Consider the following 16200-nt stretch of genomic DNA (forward strand, 5'->3'; position numbering starts at 1 on the left):
GCACGTCATGCCTACCGCCCCGCTGCGCATCCTGCTCGTCGAGGACGAACGCTCGATCGCCGAGCCCTTCGCGAAGATCCTCAGGCGCGAGGGGTTCGACCCCATCCTGGCCGGCACCGCTGCCGAGGCGCTCGACCGCGCCCGCGACTCGCACCCCGACCTGGTCCTGCTCGACCTCGCCCTGCCCGACGGCGACGGGCGCGACGTGTGCCGGACGATCCGCTCGGAGTCCGACATCCCGGTGATCATGGTCACCGCCCGTGGGACGGAGACCGATCGCATCGTGGGGCTCGAGCTCGGCGCCGACGACTACGTGGTCAAGCCGTTCTCGGCCGCGGAGGTCGTCGCGCGCATCCGCGCGGTCCTGCGCCGCACCGGCCGCCGCGACGACCCGGCGCCGCCGCCCGCCGCCGCCGAGCCGCTGCGCGTCCACGACCTCGAGCTCGACCTCGGCGCCCGCCGCGCGCACCTCGCGGGCACGGAGCTCGAGCTCAGCCGCAAGGAGTTCGACCTGCTCGCCGAGCTCGTCCGCCACGCCGGGCGCGTCGTGCGGCGGGAGGACCTGATGAGCCGCGTGTGGGACGAGAACTGGTTCGGCTCGACGAAGACCCTCGACGTCCACATGGGCTGGCTGCGCCGCAAGCTCGGCGACGACCCCGCGGCCCCGCGGTACATCCACACGGTCCGCGGCGTCGGCTTCCGGTTCACCGCGCCTGAGGAGCAGGCGCCGTAGCCCTCCGCACCCGCCTTCTCCTCGCGCTCGCCTACGTCCTCGTGCTGGCGGTCGTCGCCCTCGGCGTCCCGCTCGCCTCGACGCTGTCGAGCCGCGTCGACGCCGAGGTGCGCTCCGAGGCCCGGGCGCAGGCCGACGTCATCGCGGCCACCGCGTCCGAGCTGCTCGACGACCGCGCGCGCCTGCAGACGCTCGTCGACCGCACCGCCGGCAGCGTGCGTGGCCGCGTGCTCATCGTCGATGCTGGCGGGCTGCTGCTCGCCGACTCCGAAGGGGAGCCGGCGGGCCGCGCGTACCGCACCCGGCCCGAGATCCGCGCCGCGCTGACCGGCCGCGCCGAGCAGCTCGAGCGCCAGTCCGACACGCTCGGCGAGAACCTGCTGGCGACGGCGGTGCCGATCCTCGACGACGGGCGGCCCGCCGGCGCGGTCCGCGTGACGCAGTCGATGGACGCGGTCGACCGCGCGGTCCGGCGGCGCTGGCTCGGGCTCGGGGCGATCGGGCTGCTCGTCGTGGCGCTCGGGCTCGGTGTCGGCTGGGTCCTCGCGGGGCAGGTCGCACGGCCCGTGCGGCGGCTCGACGCGGCGGCGCGCAAGGTGGCCGAGGGCGACCTGACGGTGCGCGCGAAGGTCGAGGGCTCGGCCGAGCAGCAGTCGCTGGCCCGCACGTTCAACGAGATGACCGAGCGGCTCGGGCGGCTGCTCGACTCCCAGCGCCAGTTCGTCGCCGACGCGTCGCACCAGCTCCGCACGCCGCTGGCGGGCCTGCGGCTGCGGTTCGAGGCGGCCGAGGCCGACATCGACGACCCGTCCGCGCTCGAGGAGCTGGCCGCCGCGCAGAAGGAGCTGGACCGGCTCGCGCAGATGGTCGGGGAGCTGCTCGAGCTGAGCCGCGCCGGCGAGCGGGAGCTGCCAGGCGAGCGCGTCGACCTCGGCGACGCCGCCGCGCGGGCCGGGACGCGGTGGGAGCGGACGGCGCAGGAGCGCGGCCAGTGCGTGGTCAGCGGCGGCGCGGGCACGACGTTCGCGGCGCGAGCGGACGTCGACCGCGTCCTCGACGCGCTGGTGGAGAACGCGCTGCACTACACGCCGCCGGGCACGACCGTCGCCGTGACCGCGCACGGCGGCGGCATCGACGTCGCGGACGACGGGCCGGGCATCGCCGCGGGCGAGGAGGAGGCGGTGTTCGAGCGGTTCCACCGCGGCAGCGCGGGGCGTCGCGGGCCTGCCGGGACCGGGCTGGGGCTCCCGATCGCGCGCGAGCTCGTCCGGCGCTGGGGCGGCGACGTGACGCTGGAGCGGCGGGCGGACGGCCACGGCACGCTCGCCCGCGTGCGGCTCCCCGCCGACTTTGCCGACCCTTTGCCGCCCCGGGCCTAGGCTGCGAGCCATGCGCAGGTTCGTGACGCTCGCGCTGGTCGCCGTGGCCGGCATCGCGGTCGCCGTCGGGGTGACGATGGCCGCGTCGTCGCTGACGCCCGACGACATCGGGCTCGACTCCGAGCCGCTCACCGCCGGGCAGGAGCTCGCGCCTGCGGGGACGACGAGCGCGGCCGCGACGCGGACGACAGCCCGCACCCGCACGACCCCCACCACCCGCGACGGCGGGAGGAGCGGGTCCGCGTCGCGCGGCGACGACGAGCGCGGCAGCGGCGCGAGCGCGGGTGGCGGGTCGAGCAGCGGCGGCGGCGCGAGCGGCGGCACCAGCGGCAGCGGGACGAGCGGCGGCGGCACCTCGGGCAGCGGCGGCGCCTCGGACGACGACGGCGACGACTCGTCCGGCAGCGGCTCGGGCGACGACGACTCCTCCGGCAGCGACGACTCCGGCGGCGACGACGACTCCGGCCGGGGTCGCGGTCGCGGGCGGGGCCGCGGCGGCGACGAAGACGACGACTAGCGCGCCGTCACGCGTCGAGCGCGCAGAGGAGCGCGGCAGGGGCAGCGGCGGCGCGGGCGCGGCTCCCCTTCGCGACCGGCGGCGCCTTGCGCTCCGCGTGCGTGGAGAGCAGCGTCGTGGTCCCGGCGCGGAGGTCGCGCAGGAAGACGCCGGTCAGGCCGCGCGGCTTGCGCGGGTCGAGGTTCGCGGCGGTGGAGGTGAACGCGACGCGCGTGCCGTCGGCCGAGACCGCCGGCTCGTCCGACAGCCCGTCCGCAGCCGCGCCGCCGGCACCGGTGCGCCGGCTCACCAGCGTCGTCGTCCCCGCGACCCGATCCGCCAGCCACACCGTCCCGCGCGACGCGTCCCTCCCCGGCCGCACCGCGAAGGCCACGTACCGGCCGTCGGCGGAGATCGAGGGATCGAACGCCGCGCCACCCGCGACCGGCAGCCGGACGGGCGTGGTGGTGCCGGCGACGAGGTCCCGCACCCACACCCGCGACGAGGAGGCAGCGCGCGGGGCCGCGGCGGCGGCGCCCGAGGAGGCGCGGGCTGCGAGGTTCGTGGCGGCGGAGGTGAACGCGACGTAGCGGCCATCCGCGCTGACCGACGGCTGGTAGGCGTCGTCGTCGGCCGAGGGCGCGGAGGGGCCCGCGCCGCGGGACACCAGCGTCGTGCGGCCGGAGGCGACATCGCGGACGAACACCAGCGTCCGCCCGTCCGTCCCCGCGTCGGCGGCGGAGAACGCGAGCACGCGGCCGTCGGCTGAGAGGCGCGGCTCGTAGATCGCGCCCGCGCTCCCGCGGCCCACCAGCGTCCGCGCGCCGCTCGCCCGGTCGACCAGCCACAGCGCGGTCGACCCGTCGGCCTCGGTCGCCTCGTGGGCGATCAGGCGGCCGTCGCCCGACACCGTCGGGTTGTACGCGCTGCGCGACGCCTTGCCGTCGACGCCCCGCGCCCGCGACACGGTCAGCGACGCCCCGGCCGCGAGGTCGCGCAGGCCAACGCGCATGTCGCCGTAGCGCTTGGCGTAGTTCATGTTCCCGTCCGCGAGCTCGTACGCGACGCTGCGGCCGTCCGCGGCGATCGCGGCGTGGTAGCCCGAGCGCGGCTTGCCCGCGATCACGCCGGCCGCGTGGGAGGCCTCGAGCAGCGACACGGACAACGACGGCGCGCCGACGGGCACCGACGCGACGAGCACCCGGATCTCCCCCAGCTTCCGTGCCTCCGGGATCGTCGACCGGTACTGGTCGAACGCCACCCGCGTCCCGTCGTCCGAGATCGACGGGTGGTTGGCCCAGTCGGCGACCGGCAGCACCGGCGTCCCCGCCGCGCTCGTCCGCGGCGGCCCGTTGTTGCGGCGCTGCCCGAGCCAGCGCGGGAGCTGCGCGAGCTGCCGCCGCAGCAGCCGCCGCCCCTGCGCCCGCGTCATCGCGCCGCCGCTCACCGCGCGCGAAGCCGTCCGCCGCAGCGCCCGAGCGGCACGCCGGCGGATCGTCACCGCGCTGCGCCCGTGCATCCGCCCGATCTCCAGCGGCGACATCTCCGCCACCCGCAGGTCACGGAACTCCCGCGGCGACACGCCGAACACCGACCGCGCCGCGTACTGGATCGAGCGCTGGTGCAGCGAGTGGAAGTGGATGTGCTGCGACAGGTGGCCCTGCGTGACGATCCGGTAGGCCCGCTCCCGCAGCTGCTCCCACCGGGCGCGCGACACGGACGACCGGCGCGGAGCGACGAGCCGGTCCGCGAGCTCGGCCGACGACATGCCGCGCCGCGCGGCGAGCTGCGAGAGCTTGTGCGCCGCGTCGTCGCGCAGGAACCGCCACACGCCGCCCCGATCCGTCCCGAGCAGCGCGTACAGCCGCGTCTCGTCGTACGGCAGCCAGTGCTCGTAGACCCAGTCGTCGTTCGGGATCCAGTGCGGCAGCGCCCCGGGCGGCGCGCCGGAGTCCTGCGCCGCGGCCGGAGCGGCGACGACGAGCACCAGCACGACCACGAAGACCCCTGCGAGCGAGCGCACCCGCGCGACGCTATCCGCGCGGGGCGGCGCCGCGCAACCGCGCGCGGCGAACGGCGGCGCGCAGAGGCGCGCCGCTACGCGGCTTCGACCGGCTCGTCCTTGCCCTGCAGGCGCTCGCGCCCGCGCTGGACGGCCGCGATGAACTTCGTGAGGTTGACCTCGAGCGTGTTGAGGATCTCGTCGGCGTAGTCCTCCGCGCCGAGCCGGATCTCCCGCTCGCGGGCGCGGGCATCCTCGATGATGTCCTCCGCCGCACGCTCGGCCTGCTTGGTGATCTCCTGCTCGGAGACCAGCCTGGTCTGGCGCTCGCGCGCCTCCTTGACGATCCGCTCAGCCTCGCGCTTGGCTTCGGCGAGCATCTCCTGACGCTCCTTGACGATCCAGCGCGCCTGCTTGATCTCCTCAGGGATCGTGGCGCGCATCTGGTCGAGGATGTCGTAGATCTCCTCCTTGTCCACACGCACCTGGTCGGTCATGGGGACCGACTTCGCGTTGTGGACGAGGTCGTCGAGCTTGTCGATGAGAACGAGGACGTCCATGGGTGCGCTACCTGGTTCGCTGTCGGCCGAGCTCTTCCTTCAGGCGCTCCGCGATCCCGTCTGGGACGAGGTCGTCGATGTGCCCTCCGAACGTCGCGAGCTCCTTGACACCGCTCGAGCTGAGGAAAGAGTACTGGGGCGACGTCATCAAGTAGAGGGTGTCGACGTCAGGAGCCTCGCGGCGGTTGAGCTGGTTCATCTCCATCTCGTACTCGAAGTCGCTGATCGCGCGCAGGCCCTTGACGATCGAACGGGCCCCCACGCGACGGGCGAACTCGACCACCAGCACGTCGAACGGCTCCACCGTGACGTTGCCGAGGTGGTTGGTGGCGCGCTCGATGAACGCGATGCGCTCCTCGGCGCTGAACAGCGTCCGCGACTTGCGCACCGACTGGTTGACGACGGCCACGATGACCTCGTCGAACAGCTCGGACGCCCGCGCGATGATGTCGACGTGGCCGTTGGTGATCGGGTCGTAGGAGCCCGGCACCAGGCACTTGCGCTTCTCGTGGCTCATGGAGTGGAGTGGATGCGGATCAGGGTGTCGCCGTAGCGGCGCTCGTCGATCTGAGGCAGGGAGAGGGACAGGGGTGCGCGCCGATCGCTCTCGGTGACGACGCGCGCACCCGGCGCCAGCACCGGCTTCAAGGCCATGGACAGCGGCTCCCCCAGCTCCGGCGCCAGCCGGTATGGAGGGTCCGCGAGCACGAGAGAGTACGTCGCGCCCCGCTTCCGTGCGTCCTGCAGCGTCCGGAGCACGTCCGCGCGGTGCAGCCGCGCACGCTCCGGAGGGAGCCGGAGGGCCGCGATGTTGGCCTTGATCGCCCGTGCCGCGGCGGGGTCGCTCTCGACGAAGTCCGCGGCCGCGGCGCCGCGCGAGAGCGCCTCCAGCCCGAGCGCGCCCGAGCCCGCGTAGAGGTCGAGGACGCGCTCGCCGGCGAGGGTCGCGCCGCCGGCGAGGATCGAGAACAGCGCCTCGCGCACGCGGTCGGAGGTGGGCCGCGTCGACGACCCGGGCGGCGCCTCGATCCGCCGGCCCCGGTGCTCGCCCGCGACGATCCTCATGCCGCGACCGGCTCGCCCTCGCGCTCCGCGAGGGCCGCGCCGATGAGGGCGTTCTCGGGCGAGGAGAGCTCCGGATCGGTGGCGAGGAGGTCCTCCGCACGGGCGCGGGCATGCCCCAGGATCTCCGCGTCGTCGGGCAGCAGCGCGAAGCGGAAGCGGGCCAGGCCGCTCTGGCGCGTGCCGGTCAGCTCCCCCTCGCCGCGCAGCTCCAGGTCGATCTCGGCGAGCTTGAAGCCGTCGCTGAACTGGTGCAGCGCCTGCAGCCGCTTGGACTCCTTGGGCCCGAACAGCAGGCAGAGCGACGCGTGCTCGCCCCGCCCGACGCGGCCACGGAGCTGGTGGAGCTGGGAGATGCCGTAGCGGTCGGCGTCCTCGACGAGCATCACCGTCGCGTTCGGGACGTCGATGCCGACCTCGATCACGGTCGTCGCGACGAGCACGTCGGCCTCGCGCGCCGCGAACCGCTCCATCGCCTCCTGCTTCTCCTTGGGCTTCATCTGGCCGTGCATCAGCACGACCTCGAAGTCCGCGAACTCGGTCGCCTTGAGCCGCTCGTACTCGGCCGTCGCGGCGCGGGCGCTGATCGCCTCCGAGTCCTCGACCAGCGGGCAGACGACGAACGCCTGGCGGCCGGCGCGCAGCTCCTCCCGGATGCGCTCGTAGGCCCGCACCCGCGCGGCCTCGGTCGAGACGACGTGGGTGTCGATCGGCTGGCGCCCGCGCGGGAGCTCCTTGAGCGTCGTCACGTCGAGCGCTCCGAACGACGTGAGCCGCAGCGTGCGCGGGATCGGCGTCGCGGTCATGTGCAGCACGTGCGGGCCCTGGCCGGCCGGCGCCTTCGCGTCCAGCGCGGCCCGCTGGCGGACCCCGAACCGGTGCTGCTCGTCGACCACCACGAGCGACAGGTGCGCGAACGCGATGTCGGGCTCGATCAGCGCGTGGGTGCCGACGACGAGCGACAGCTCCCCGCTCGCCAGCTTGCTGAGGACGTCCCGCCGCCGCGCGGTCGTGGTCGAGCCCGTGAGGAGCGCCGCCGGCACGAGCCCGCCGGGCATCAGCTTCTGGATCGTCGCGAAGTGCTGCTCGGCGAGCGTCTCGGTCGGCGCCATCAGCGCCGCCTGCGTCCCGTGCTCGACCGCGCGCAGCATCGCGTACAGCGCCACGACCGTCTTGCCCGAGCCGACCTCGCCCATCAGCAGCCGCTGCATCGGCCGCTCGCGCGCGAGGTCGGTGTCGACCTCGTCGAACGCGCGCGCCTGGTCGCCGGTGGGCGGGAACGGGAGCTGGCCGTCGAGCCACTGCTGGGTGAGCGTGCGGGGCTCGGCGAGCGGCGTGGCGGCGACGTGCGCCCGCCGCTCCTCCCGCAGCCGCAGCTGGACGATCTGGTCGAGCAGCAGCTCGTCGAACGCGAGCCGCCGCCGGCCCCGCTCCGCGTCGCCGAAGTGCGCGGCGGCGAGCGCGTCGCGGATCGACGGCAGCCCCTCGGCCACGCGGATCGCCGCCGGCAGCGGATCGGGCACGTCGGCGATCGCGTCCCGGTGCTCGTGGATCAGCGCGGCGATCTGCGTGCTCGTGATGCCCTTCGTCGCCGCGTACGTGGCGACGTCGGAGCCGGCGGCCGTGACGGCCTGCGTCGGCGCGTGGGCGTTGACGCGGAACCGGTTGCGGCCCTGGTACTTGCCCTGGAGCATGAGCCGCGTGCCGGGCCGGTAGGCGCGCTCGAGCCACGGCTGGTTGAAGAACGTCGCCTTCATCACGCCCGTCGCATCGCTCACCGTCGCCTCCACGAGCGGCTTCATCCCCCGCCGCCGCACCGGACGCGACGTGATGTTACGGACCTCGACCAGGACGGTCGCGGTGTCCTCGGGGACGAGCTCGGCGATCTCGCGCGCCTCGCCGCTGGCCCGCGGCAGGTGGAAGAGCAGGTCCTCGACCGTCTCCAGCCCGATCGACGCGGCGGCCTCCGCCGCGGTCGGCGGCTTGATCTTCAGCTCCTCCCGCAGGCGCGAGGGGCGCGGCAGGCGGACGGGCGCCGCCTCGACGTCGAGCGGCGCGGACGACGCGAACTCGGTCGGCGGCACCCCTCCATTCTGCCGCGGACCTCGGATCGCTCCGGACCGGCGAGCGCTATTCGGCGGCCAGCAGCCACCAGTAGGCGGGCTGGCCGCCCTGGCGGACCTCGAGCTCGACGCCGTCCGGGGCCATCGCCTCGATGTCGGCGTCGGGCACGGGCGCGCCGTCGCCGGAGATGCAGGTGAGCAGCTCGGCGTCGCGCGCGAGCGAGCCGAGGACCGTCTCGAGCGTCGTGCGCGGCTCGCCCCACGCGACGATCTCGTCGTCGACGAAGCCGACCGCGTCGCCGACCGTGAAGCGGCCGTGCACGTCGTCGCGTGCGGCCGGGGCGACCGAGCCGATGCGCAGCTCGACGATCGCCTCCTCCATCGCGGCGGCGACCTCGGCGGCCGGGCGGCCCGGGTCGAGCGCGATGGCGGCCGTCAGGCCGGCCTGCTGCGACTTGGTCGGGACGACGTGGACCGTCTTCTCCGACAGCTCCGCGGCGCGCTCGGCGGCCATGATCACGTTCGAGGAGTTCGGCAGCACGACGACCTCCTGCGCGGGCACCTCGTGGATGCCGGCGAGCAGCTCGTACGTGGACGGGTTGAGCGTCGGGCCGCCGTCGACCACCGCCGCGCCGAGCGACTCGAACAGCGTCCGCATGCCCGCGCCGTTGGACACCACGAGGACGCCGCACCGCACCATCTCGGCGTGGCCGTCGCCGTCGCCGTTGCTCGACAGGCGCTCGGCCCGCTCGACGACCTGCGCGTGCATGTCGGCGACGTCGAGGTGCGAGACCTCCCCCACACCGGCGAACAGGCCGGTCGCGGCCTCCGGGTCGTCGGTGTGGACATGGACCTTCAGCGTGTGCTCGTCGCCCACCACGAGCAGCGAGTCGCCGAGCTTCTCCAGCTCCTCGCGCCAGTGGTTGAGGTCCAGCTCCTGGCCGGTGACCGCGAAGTTCGTGCAGTAGCGGTAGGTCTCGGACGAGTGCTCGGGCTGCGTGATCCGCGCGGGCGCGCTGTGGCGCTCGACCTCGGGCGCGTCGGTGCCCCGCAGCGCGGCGATGACGCCGGCGAAGATGATCGTGAGCGCGTAGCCGCCCGAGTCGACGACGCCGGCCTCGCGCAGCGCCTCGAGCTGCTCGGGCGTCTTGCGGACGGCGTCCTGGCCCGCGTCGAGCGCGCGCTCCAGCACGGACGCGAGCGTCGCGTCCTGCACGTCGTCGGGGGCGCCGGGCTCCAGCCGCGCGGTCGAGCCGTGGGCCAGCTCGGTCGCGACCTGGTGCGCCATCGCGCGGGCGACGGTGAGGATCGTCCCCTCGGCCGGGTTGCGCACGGACGCGTAGGCACGGTCGACCGAGCGCGCCATCGCGGAGCCGACCAGCGCGGGATCGACCAGCTCGCCGGGGCGGCTGGCGAGCTCCTCGGCCGCGCCGCGGATGAACTGGCTGAGGATGACGCCGCTGTTGCCGCGGGCGCCGAGCAGCGCGGCGCGCGCGACGGCCTCGACGATCTGCTCGCGGCCGATCTCGTCGAGCGTGCGCTCCTGCTGCTCCTGCTCGGCGACAAGGCGATCCAGCTCCGCCAGGACCGCGCGGAGCGTGAGCGCCATGTTGTCGCCCGTGTCCCCGTCGGCGACGGGGAACACGTTGAGGTCGTTGACCTCTTGGCGGCGGGCCTCCAGGTGCGCGAGCGCAGCAGCAACGACCGCCCGGAAGCGGCTGAGGTTGGTGTCGTACGCCACGGCCTGGAAGAAGGCCGCCGGCTAGAGCGCCTTGGTGACCTTGCCGGCCTTGAGGCAGCGGGTGCAGACGTAGGCGCGCTTGGGCGCGCCGTTCTCGACGATCCGCACCTTCTGGAGGTTGGGGTTGAAGCGCCGCTTGGTCGCAACCATCGAGTGGCTGCGGGAGTTCCCGAAGGACGGGCCCTTGCGGCAGACGTGACAGACCTTGGCCATGAGGCGGAGCAGGATAGCCGATAGCCTGCGGGTCTCCGGGGTACGCGGATCCGAATGTCGCTCGACGCTGCTCGCATCCAGCTGCCGGGGCGCTACCGCGTCGTCCGGCACGTCGCCAACGGAGGCATGGCCTCCGTGTGGTCGGCCGAGGATTCCATCCTCGGCCGTCTCGTGGCGGTCAAGGTGCTGGCCGGGCACGTCGCCGCGGACGTCAGCGCCCGCGCGCGGTTCGAGCGCGAGGCGCGCACCGCCGCCAAGGTGAGCGACCACCCGAACGTCGTGACGATCTACGACGTCGGCGAGCACGAGGGCACGCCGTTCATCGTCATGGAGCTGCTCACGGGCGGCACCGTCGCCGACCGCCTGCGCGCGTCGGGCAGTGGACGCCCGGTGGCGCGCTCGACGGCGGCGCAGTGGCTCGAGCAGGCGGCCAGCGCGCTCGACCACGCGCACGCCGAGGGCATCGTCCACCGCGACGTCAAGCCCGCCAACCTGCTGCTCGACGAGCGCGACCGGCTCGCGGTCGGCGACTTCGGCATCGCGCGCGCCGCCGACGACGTGGGCCTGACGCAGGCGGGCCAGGTGCTCGGGACCGCCGCGTACCTGTCGCCCGAGCAGGCCCTGGGCAAGCAGGCGACCGCGGCGTCCGACCGCTACGCGCTCGCCGTCGTCGCGTACGAGCTGCTCACCGGCCGCCGGCCCTTCCAGGGCGAGACCGTCCCCGCGCAGGCCCGCCAGCACGTCGAGGACGAGGTCCCGTCGACCGGGCTGGGCGAGGAGGTCGACGCCGTGCTGCGCCGCGCGATGGCCAAGGAGCCCGACGACCGCTACTTCACCGCGTCGCGCTTCGTGGAGGAGCTCGGCGCGGTCGCGCGCCGCGTGGGCGCGCCGCTGGAGGCGCCGACCGACGTCACGCGCGCGGTCCCGCGCTCCCCCACGACCTCCCAGCCGACCGCCACGCCGCCGCGCCGCCTGACGCCGACCCCGCCCGCCGGGGTGCCCGCGGGCGCCGCTGGTGGCCGCGGCCGCGGCGCGTCCGACCTCCCGCCCCCGCCTCCCCCGCGCGACCAGCAGGGCCGCGGCGGCGGCAACGGCCGCAAGGTCCTCCTGACGCTCCTGGCGGCGCTCGCCGGCGCGGCGGCGGCGTTCGCCGTGTTCTCCCTCGTAGGCGGCGACGACGACCCCTCGTCGACGCCGCAGCGCGCGCAGACGCAGGAGCGCCAGCAGGAGGAGCCGGCGGCCACGCAGGAGGAGCAGCCGCAGGCCACGACGCCGCCCGCCACCGAGGAGGCTCCGCCGGCGGCCGCCGAGGAGACGCCGCAGGAGCAGGGCGGGGCCGTGGAGGACAACGAGCCCGAGGAGGGCCCGGGCCCGGACAGCGAGAGCGCCGAGTCGCCGTCGCAGCTCGACGCGCAGGGCTACCAGCTGATCCAGCAGGGCCGCGCCGCGGAGGCCGTGCCGCTCCTCGAGCAGGCCGTGCGGGGCTTCGAGGCGCAGGGCGACGGCGCCGATCCCACGGGCTACGGCTACGCGCTCTTCAACCTCGGCACCGCGTACGCGGCGACCGGGCGGCCCGCGGAGGCGATCGAGCTGTTCGAGCGGCGCCTGCAGGTCAGCCCCGACGACCGGCCCGAGGTCGTGCGGAAGGCGCTCAAGGACGCGCGCAAGGCCGCCGGCAAGAGCTGAGCGCCGACGCGCCAACAACGCGCGCTCCGGAAGGTCGTGTCGAAAACGATCCGGCCCGTTCGAAGCACCGGTAGAACGCATCTACCGACCCGGAGGAGGAACTCCACATGCGCGTCATGGTCATCGTCCAGTCCATCCCCGCCAACGAGGGACAGGCGCCCGACACCGAGATGTTCGAGGCGATGGGCAGGTACAACGAGGAGCTGGTGAACGCCGGCATCATGCTGGCCGGCGAGGGGCTGCTCCCGAGCGAGAAGGGGCACCGCGTCCTGTTCGACGGCGCCGAGCGTCGCGTCGTCGACGGCCCGTTCACGGAGAGCAAGGAGCTCGTCGCGGGCTTCTGGCTGTGGGACGTCCGCTCGATGGACGAAGCGATCGAGTGGGTCAAGCGCTGCCCGAACCCCGGGGGCGGCGAGTCGCAGATCGAGATCCGCCAGGTCGCCGAGGTCGCGGACTTCAGCGACGAGCTCACCCCGGAGCTGCGCGAGGCGATGGCCGAGCGGCGCGAGCGGCTCGGGGAGCAGCAGCAGTAGCGCCGGGCGGGGTCGGCGCGCGGGCGGGATCGACCGGCCCGCGCGCGCTCCCCGCTCCGGCTACTTCGCGACCGTGATCGTGACCGAGGTCGCGCGGCTCCCCGCCTTGGCGGAGACCTTCACGAGGCGCCCCTTCCTGACGGCCTTGGAGCGCGCCTTCCGCACCTTCACCGTGCAGCCGGCGGCCTTGAGCTGCTTCTGCGCGGTCTTCAGCGCGATGCCGCGCTTGAGCTTGGGCACCGTGCAGCGCTTGGCCGTGCCCTTGCCGCCGTCGCCCGTGCGCGGCTTCGGGCCGGGCTCGGGCTGCGGCTGGGGCTGCGGTGCGGGACCCGGGCCGGGCTGCGGCTGCTGGCCCGGCGGGCGCCATGCCACGGCCGGCGGGTCGGCCGGGCCCCAGTCGGGCGAGCGGCCGCCGGGCGCGATCTCGACCGACGTGACCCCGCCGCCGCAGTCAGGGGCGGTGTAGCCCCCGGTGAAGTGGAAGACCTCGATGCCCGAGCTGGCCTGGAACGCGAGGCTGTTCGCATCGGGCGACCACGACGGATCGGCGATGTTCTCGTCGGCGCCGGAGGAGCAGATGACGTCCGGCTGCGGCGGCACGGCGCCGGGCGTCCGCGGGTCGCCCTTGACGGCGAACATCGCCAGCACGGTGTCCTTGCCGTAGAAGAACGTCGTCACCAGGCGCTTCATGTCGCGCGACAGCTCGCCGTCGCCCTGGTCGGCGGACGGCTTCATCCAGGTCTTGTACGAGTAGTCGCCGCCGCCGAGGTCGTCGATGCTGACCTGCGAGCCCGAGCCGCCGAAGACCAGCGCCCGGTCGTTCGTGATCCACTCGGGGTCGCTGACGCCGAACTGGTTCCCCCACGTCGCCTGCGGCGTCGCGTTGCCCGGCACGTTGTCGGTGTAGAACGTCGACTGCGAGGTCGTGTTGCACGACCACGGCGCGACCGGGCACGGGCTCTGGATGTACGAGTACGCGATCCGCGAGCCGTCGGGGGTGAACGAGAGCGCGACCGGCGCGGCGCCGAACGTGCCGCCGTTCGACGAGGGCGCGCCGGTCGTGACGATGTCGTGCAGCGGCCGCCCGTCGGGCGCCATGACCTTGATCGGCCCGGTGCCCTGCACGGCGGCGATCCGCCCGTCGTCAGCCTGCGTCGGCGAGTGCCAGTTCCCACCCGTGGTGATCTGCACCTTGCCGCTGCCGTCCGGCCGCATCGACCAGACGTCGCCGCCCTGGATGTACACGATCGAGTCGGCCTGCGCGGCCGCTGGAAGCGCGAGGACGGCAGCCGCCGCCCCCGCCATGAGGGTCCGTCTGAGGAGCATGCGGCGACGCTAGGCGCGGCGCGCGCGCCCCACATCGGCGGAACCACCAACGTGCTCGCCCGGGGGTGGCCCTGGTCCCGGCCACGGCCCGGGAAGCGAGACCGTTCCGCCCTTATCACTTGACACGATCACGGGATGCCCGTTGACAATCTGCTGCCCCCGCTGGCGGAAACTCCGCGCGATGCCCGCGACCGTGCAGAGGAGGTTGGTTCGGCGGACGAGATCGTCTATCGCCTCGCGTTCAAGGCGATAGCCGTCCCAGGCCTTCCGGACACGACGACGATCGACGACGTCACGGTCGAGTTCGTCCACGGACCCGTGCGAGCCCAACAGACCGAGCTTCGACAGCGTCACCAGCTTCCGGTGGTGTTCGACAAGGTGATGCGCCGCAACGACGTCGGGGCCGGACAGCTCATCGCCCTCTTCTCCCTGCGGCGAGCTCCCGTGCCGGAAGACCTCGAGACGGCGTTCCTCGGTTGGCGTGGACGGGTCCTCGCAGCCGCTGGCCTTCTCGCGTCGGTCCTTGACGAGCGAATAGCCGGAGAGGAACTGTTCGAGGATGCGGTGCTCCTCGACGGGGGCGCATTCGTCGGCGCCGTCGACATGCGAGGGTCGGTACGCACGTACCTGCCGTTCGACGTGACCACCGCGGATCGCGCCGCGATCGACCAGCTGCGGCACGCATCGCTGTCGGAGCATTCCAACGTGGCGCGTGCAGCCCGCCTGTACCGTCGCGCAGCGCTCGAAGGTCCCACTGCGGATGCCTACGCGATGCTCTGGGTGGCGGCGGAGTGCTTCAGCAAACACCGAAGCCCATCCAAGAAGGAGATCGAGGCCGCTCTGGATGAGAGTGGCCTGAACCCTTCAGGGCTGCCGATCAGCGTTGGCCGGCTCATCGATCTGCGCGGCAGGATCCAGCATCACGGACTCGACAGCGACGACCGGCTGCGGATGGCGTTCTATGAGATGGAAGCGATCGTCCGGGCACTCATCCGTCGTGAAACGAAACTCCCGGGCGGGTGGTGGCCGGCCTCCGACAATCCGGCGGGGTTCGCCGACCCGTTCGATGACGCCGTTGCTCGACTCATGGGCCCGGGCGAATCCGTCTGGCATCGGGAAGCGATCCCTCCGCCGGAGACCCCGGAGCCGCACCGGCTGCCGCGGCGCACCCCCAACGCCCACCTCGACCCGCGGCTCAAGATCGACAACGCGTTCGGTGACGTCCGGCATCTCCTTGCGAACGTTGTGGTCGATGCTCTGGAGTGGCAGGATCCGAACGCGTCGCTCGCCGTGCACCTCGGGCTTCCGTCAGGTGGTCCGGAAGGCGCGGGAACGATGGCAAGTGCGTCGGGCATCTGGCTGTCGAAGGGACGCATCGACGACCTCGACCAGCCGGAGACGCTGGTCAACTTTGTGTGGGACGTGCACTCGCTCGTGGGTGCTGCACTGGCCCAACGCAGTGGTATCAATAGCGACGGTGGTGCCGGCTCTGCGGTGGTCGAGGCGTTTGGGGCTTGGGCGCAGTACCGCCGCCTCGTGATCTTCGGCGAGTTCGACCCGACGTTGCTCAACGTGCCGAGCGGCCGCGACCCGATCGCCCTCGGCAAGATCGCTGGTTGGGCTGCCGCTGGTGATCCCGCTGCAGCAGCTGCCGCTGAGAGCCTCGACGGCGAGGCGCGCCAGCTGGTCGAAGAGCTCGTTCGTGCCTTCCGTGATCACCGACCCGGCGCGCCAACGCATGTGCTCGAGCTGGCCGGGCTCGTGGAACCCGAGGGTGCTCAGAGTCAGTAGCCGCCTCCGAACAGGTCATCCAGCAGTGCGCGCCGCGGAACGATGGCGCGCGACGAGCGCGCACGCTGTCTGCGTCCGCGCGACCGCACCGGCCGGTAGTGCCACACCGCGAGCGGTGGCCACACGCAAGTGGCGCGGGCCGGGCGGGAGCGGCGCGGGCCGGCAGGGAGCGACGCGTCCGGGGGCGGGTCCGTGGCCGGGGCGGTGGGCGGGCGCTCGGCGCGGCTGGACGGGCGCGCGGAGCGGGCGAGGAAGCCCGGCCCCCGGCCTAGCGGCGGGCGGGGGTCCGCTCGGGCGCGTGGTCCGGGCGGCGGGTGGGCTTGGGGTACTGGTCGCCGAGACGGCCGGGCTCGCGCAGGCGCTTGGGGGCCTGCGCGGCGTCCGGGAGCGGGAGGCCGCCGCCGGAGGGCGGGCCGGGGACGACCGGGTCGCCCGCGGGCGGCTCGCCGCCGTCGTCGCCGTCCGAGTACGGCGAGGCGCGGAACATGTCGAGCACGTCCCGGCCCATCATCGCGACGAGCACCGCGATGCCGCCGAGGTGCACGACGAACAGCAGCACCATCGCGAGGACGACCATCTCCTGCGACGCTGCCCCCAGCACGACTCCCATGGCGG

Annotated in this window: 15 protein-coding genes; 6 read left to right on the forward strand and 9 right to left on the reverse strand. The window is 74.0% G+C overall.

Annotation, left to right across the window (positions count from 1 at the left end; genetic code table 11):
* Positions 1–7: 7 nt before the first annotated feature.
* From AC1UE5_RS18610 to AC1UE5_RS18620, 3 genes are read left to right on the forward strand one after another with little or no spacing between them, the layout of a single operon-like run.
* Positions 8–733 (forward strand): response regulator transcription factor, encoded by a 726-nt coding sequence (locus tag AC1UE5_RS18610; protein ID WP_482926265.1) that lies wholly within the window; start codon positions 8–10, stop codon positions 731–733.
* Between the two features lie 41 nt (positions 734–774).
* Positions 775–2112: a sensor histidine kinase gene (locus AC1UE5_RS18615; protein ID WP_482926267.1), complete on the forward strand. Its 1338-nt coding sequence runs from the start codon at positions 775–777 to the stop codon at positions 2110–2112.
* Between the two features lie 10 nt (positions 2113–2122).
* Positions 2123–2629: a hypothetical protein gene (locus tag AC1UE5_RS18620; RefSeq protein WP_482926269.1), complete on the forward strand. Its 507-nt coding sequence runs from the start codon at positions 2123–2125 to the stop codon at positions 2627–2629.
* 7 nt (positions 2630–2636) lie between these two features.
* Here AC1UE5_RS18620 and AC1UE5_RS18625 read toward each other — a convergent pair whose 3' ends face one another.
* The 7 genes from AC1UE5_RS18625 to rpmB all read right to left on the reverse strand — a co-directional run bounded on the left by AC1UE5_RS18625 (position 2637) and on the right by rpmB (position 10249).
* Positions 2637–4631 (reverse strand): TolB family protein, encoded by a 1995-nt coding sequence (locus AC1UE5_RS18625; RefSeq protein ID WP_482926271.1) that lies wholly within the window; start codon positions 4629–4631, stop codon positions 2637–2639.
* 74 nt (positions 4632–4705) lie between these two features.
* A complete protein-coding gene (locus AC1UE5_RS18630) occupies positions 4706–5170 on the reverse strand; it encodes an ATPase (protein ID WP_482926273.1) in 465 nt (154 codons plus the stop codon).
* Between the two features lie 7 nt (positions 5171–5177).
* Positions 5178–5687 carry a pantetheine-phosphate adenylyltransferase gene (gene coaD / locus AC1UE5_RS18635; protein ID WP_482926275.1) on the reverse strand — a complete coding sequence of 170 codons (510 nt, stop codon included), beginning with the start codon at positions 5685–5687 and terminating at the stop codon, positions 5178–5180.
* Positions 5684–6235: a 16S rRNA (guanine(966)-N(2))-methyltransferase RsmD gene (gene rsmD / locus AC1UE5_RS18640; RefSeq protein WP_482926277.1), complete on the reverse strand. Its 552-nt coding sequence runs from the start codon at positions 6233–6235 to the stop codon at positions 5684–5686. Before rsmD ends, coaD begins: the two co-directional genes overlap by 4 nt.
* Positions 6232–8316 (reverse strand): ATP-dependent DNA helicase RecG, encoded by a 2085-nt coding sequence (gene recG, locus AC1UE5_RS18645; RefSeq protein ID WP_482926279.1) that lies wholly within the window; start codon positions 8314–8316, stop codon positions 6232–6234. Before recG ends, rsmD begins: the two co-directional genes overlap by 4 nt.
* Before the next feature lie 46 nt (positions 8317–8362).
* Positions 8363–10036 (reverse strand): DAK2 domain-containing protein, encoded by a 1674-nt coding sequence (locus tag AC1UE5_RS18650; RefSeq protein ID WP_482926281.1) that lies wholly within the window; start codon positions 10034–10036, stop codon positions 8363–8365.
* 21 nt (positions 10037–10057) lie between these two features.
* A complete protein-coding gene (gene rpmB, locus AC1UE5_RS18655; RefSeq protein ID WP_482926283.1) occupies positions 10058–10249 on the reverse strand; it encodes a 50S ribosomal protein L28 in 192 nt (63 codons plus the stop codon).
* 54 nt (positions 10250–10303) lie between these two features.
* Here rpmB and AC1UE5_RS18660 point away from each other — a divergent pair, with 54 nt between their 5' ends.
* Both AC1UE5_RS18660 and AC1UE5_RS18665 read left to right on the forward strand, forming a co-directional pair.
* Positions 10304–11935 carry a serine/threonine-protein kinase gene (locus AC1UE5_RS18660; protein ID WP_482926285.1) on the forward strand — a complete coding sequence of 544 codons (1632 nt, stop codon included), beginning with the start codon at positions 10304–10306 and terminating at the stop codon, positions 11933–11935.
* Positions 11936–12042: 107 nt separating this feature from the next.
* A complete protein-coding gene (locus AC1UE5_RS18665) occupies positions 12043–12468 on the forward strand; it encodes a YciI family protein (protein ID WP_482926287.1) in 426 nt (141 codons plus the stop codon).
* A 60-nt stretch (positions 12469–12528) separates the two neighbouring features.
* Here AC1UE5_RS18665 and AC1UE5_RS18670 read toward each other — a convergent pair whose 3' ends face one another.
* Positions 12529–13794 carry a hypothetical protein gene (locus AC1UE5_RS18670; RefSeq protein ID WP_482926288.1) on the reverse strand — a complete coding sequence of 422 codons (1266 nt, stop codon included), beginning with the start codon at positions 13792–13794 and terminating at the stop codon, positions 12529–12531.
* A gap of 135 nt (positions 13795–13929) precedes the next feature.
* Here AC1UE5_RS18670 and AC1UE5_RS18675 point away from each other — a divergent pair, with 135 nt between their 5' ends.
* Positions 13930–15585, forward strand: a complete 1656-nt coding sequence (locus AC1UE5_RS18675; protein WP_482926290.1) for a hypothetical protein — start codon at positions 13930–13932, stop codon at positions 15583–15585.
* 268 nt (positions 15586–15853) lie between these two features.
* On the opposite strand, the gene AC1UE5_RS18680 is transcribed toward AC1UE5_RS18675, so the two are convergent.
* Complete coding sequence (locus tag AC1UE5_RS18680) at positions 15854–16195, reverse strand: hypothetical protein (protein ID WP_482926292.1); 342 nt, start codon at positions 16193–16195, stop codon at positions 15854–15856.
* Positions 16196–16200 lie beyond the last annotated feature (5 nt).

The organism is Parviterribacter multiflagellatus, assembly GCF_056863265.1.

Excerpts from the sequence above, each read along its gene's own strand:
- coaD (WP_482926275.1), bottom strand. The coding sequence starts at position 5,687 with ATGAGCCACGAGAAGCGCAAGTGCCTGGTGCCGGGCTCCTACGACCCG.
- AC1UE5_RS18680 (WP_482926292.1), bottom strand. The coding sequence starts at position 16,195 with ATGGGAGTCGTGCTGGGGGCAGCGTCGCAGGAGATGGTCGTCCTCGCG.
- AC1UE5_RS18670 (WP_482926288.1), bottom strand. The coding sequence starts at position 13,794 with ATGCTCCTCAGACGGACCCTCATGGCGGGGGCGGCGGCTGCCGTCCTC.
- AC1UE5_RS18610 (WP_482926265.1), top strand. The coding sequence starts at position 8 with ATGCCTACCGCCCCGCTGCGCATCCTGCTCGTCGAGGACGAACGCTCG.
- rpmB (WP_482926283.1), bottom strand. The coding sequence starts at position 10,249 with ATGGCCAAGGTCTGTCACGTCTGCCGCAAGGGCCCGTCCTTCGGGAAC.
- rsmD (WP_482926277.1), bottom strand. The coding sequence starts at position 6,235 with ATGAGGATCGTCGCGGGCGAGCACCGGGGCCGGCGGATCGAGGCGCCG.
- AC1UE5_RS18630 (WP_482926273.1), bottom strand. The coding sequence starts at position 5,170 with ATGGACGTCCTCGTTCTCATCGACAAGCTCGACGACCTCGTCCACAAC.
- AC1UE5_RS18675 (WP_482926290.1), top strand. The coding sequence starts at position 13,930 with ATGCCCGTTGACAATCTGCTGCCCCCGCTGGCGGAAACTCCGCGCGAT.
- AC1UE5_RS18620 (WP_482926269.1), top strand. The coding sequence starts at position 2,123 with ATGCGCAGGTTCGTGACGCTCGCGCTGGTCGCCGTGGCCGGCATCGCG.
- AC1UE5_RS18660 (WP_482926285.1), top strand. The coding sequence starts at position 10,304 with ATGTCGCTCGACGCTGCTCGCATCCAGCTGCCGGGGCGCTACCGCGTC.
- AC1UE5_RS18665 (WP_482926287.1), top strand. The coding sequence starts at position 12,043 with ATGCGCGTCATGGTCATCGTCCAGTCCATCCCCGCCAACGAGGGACAG.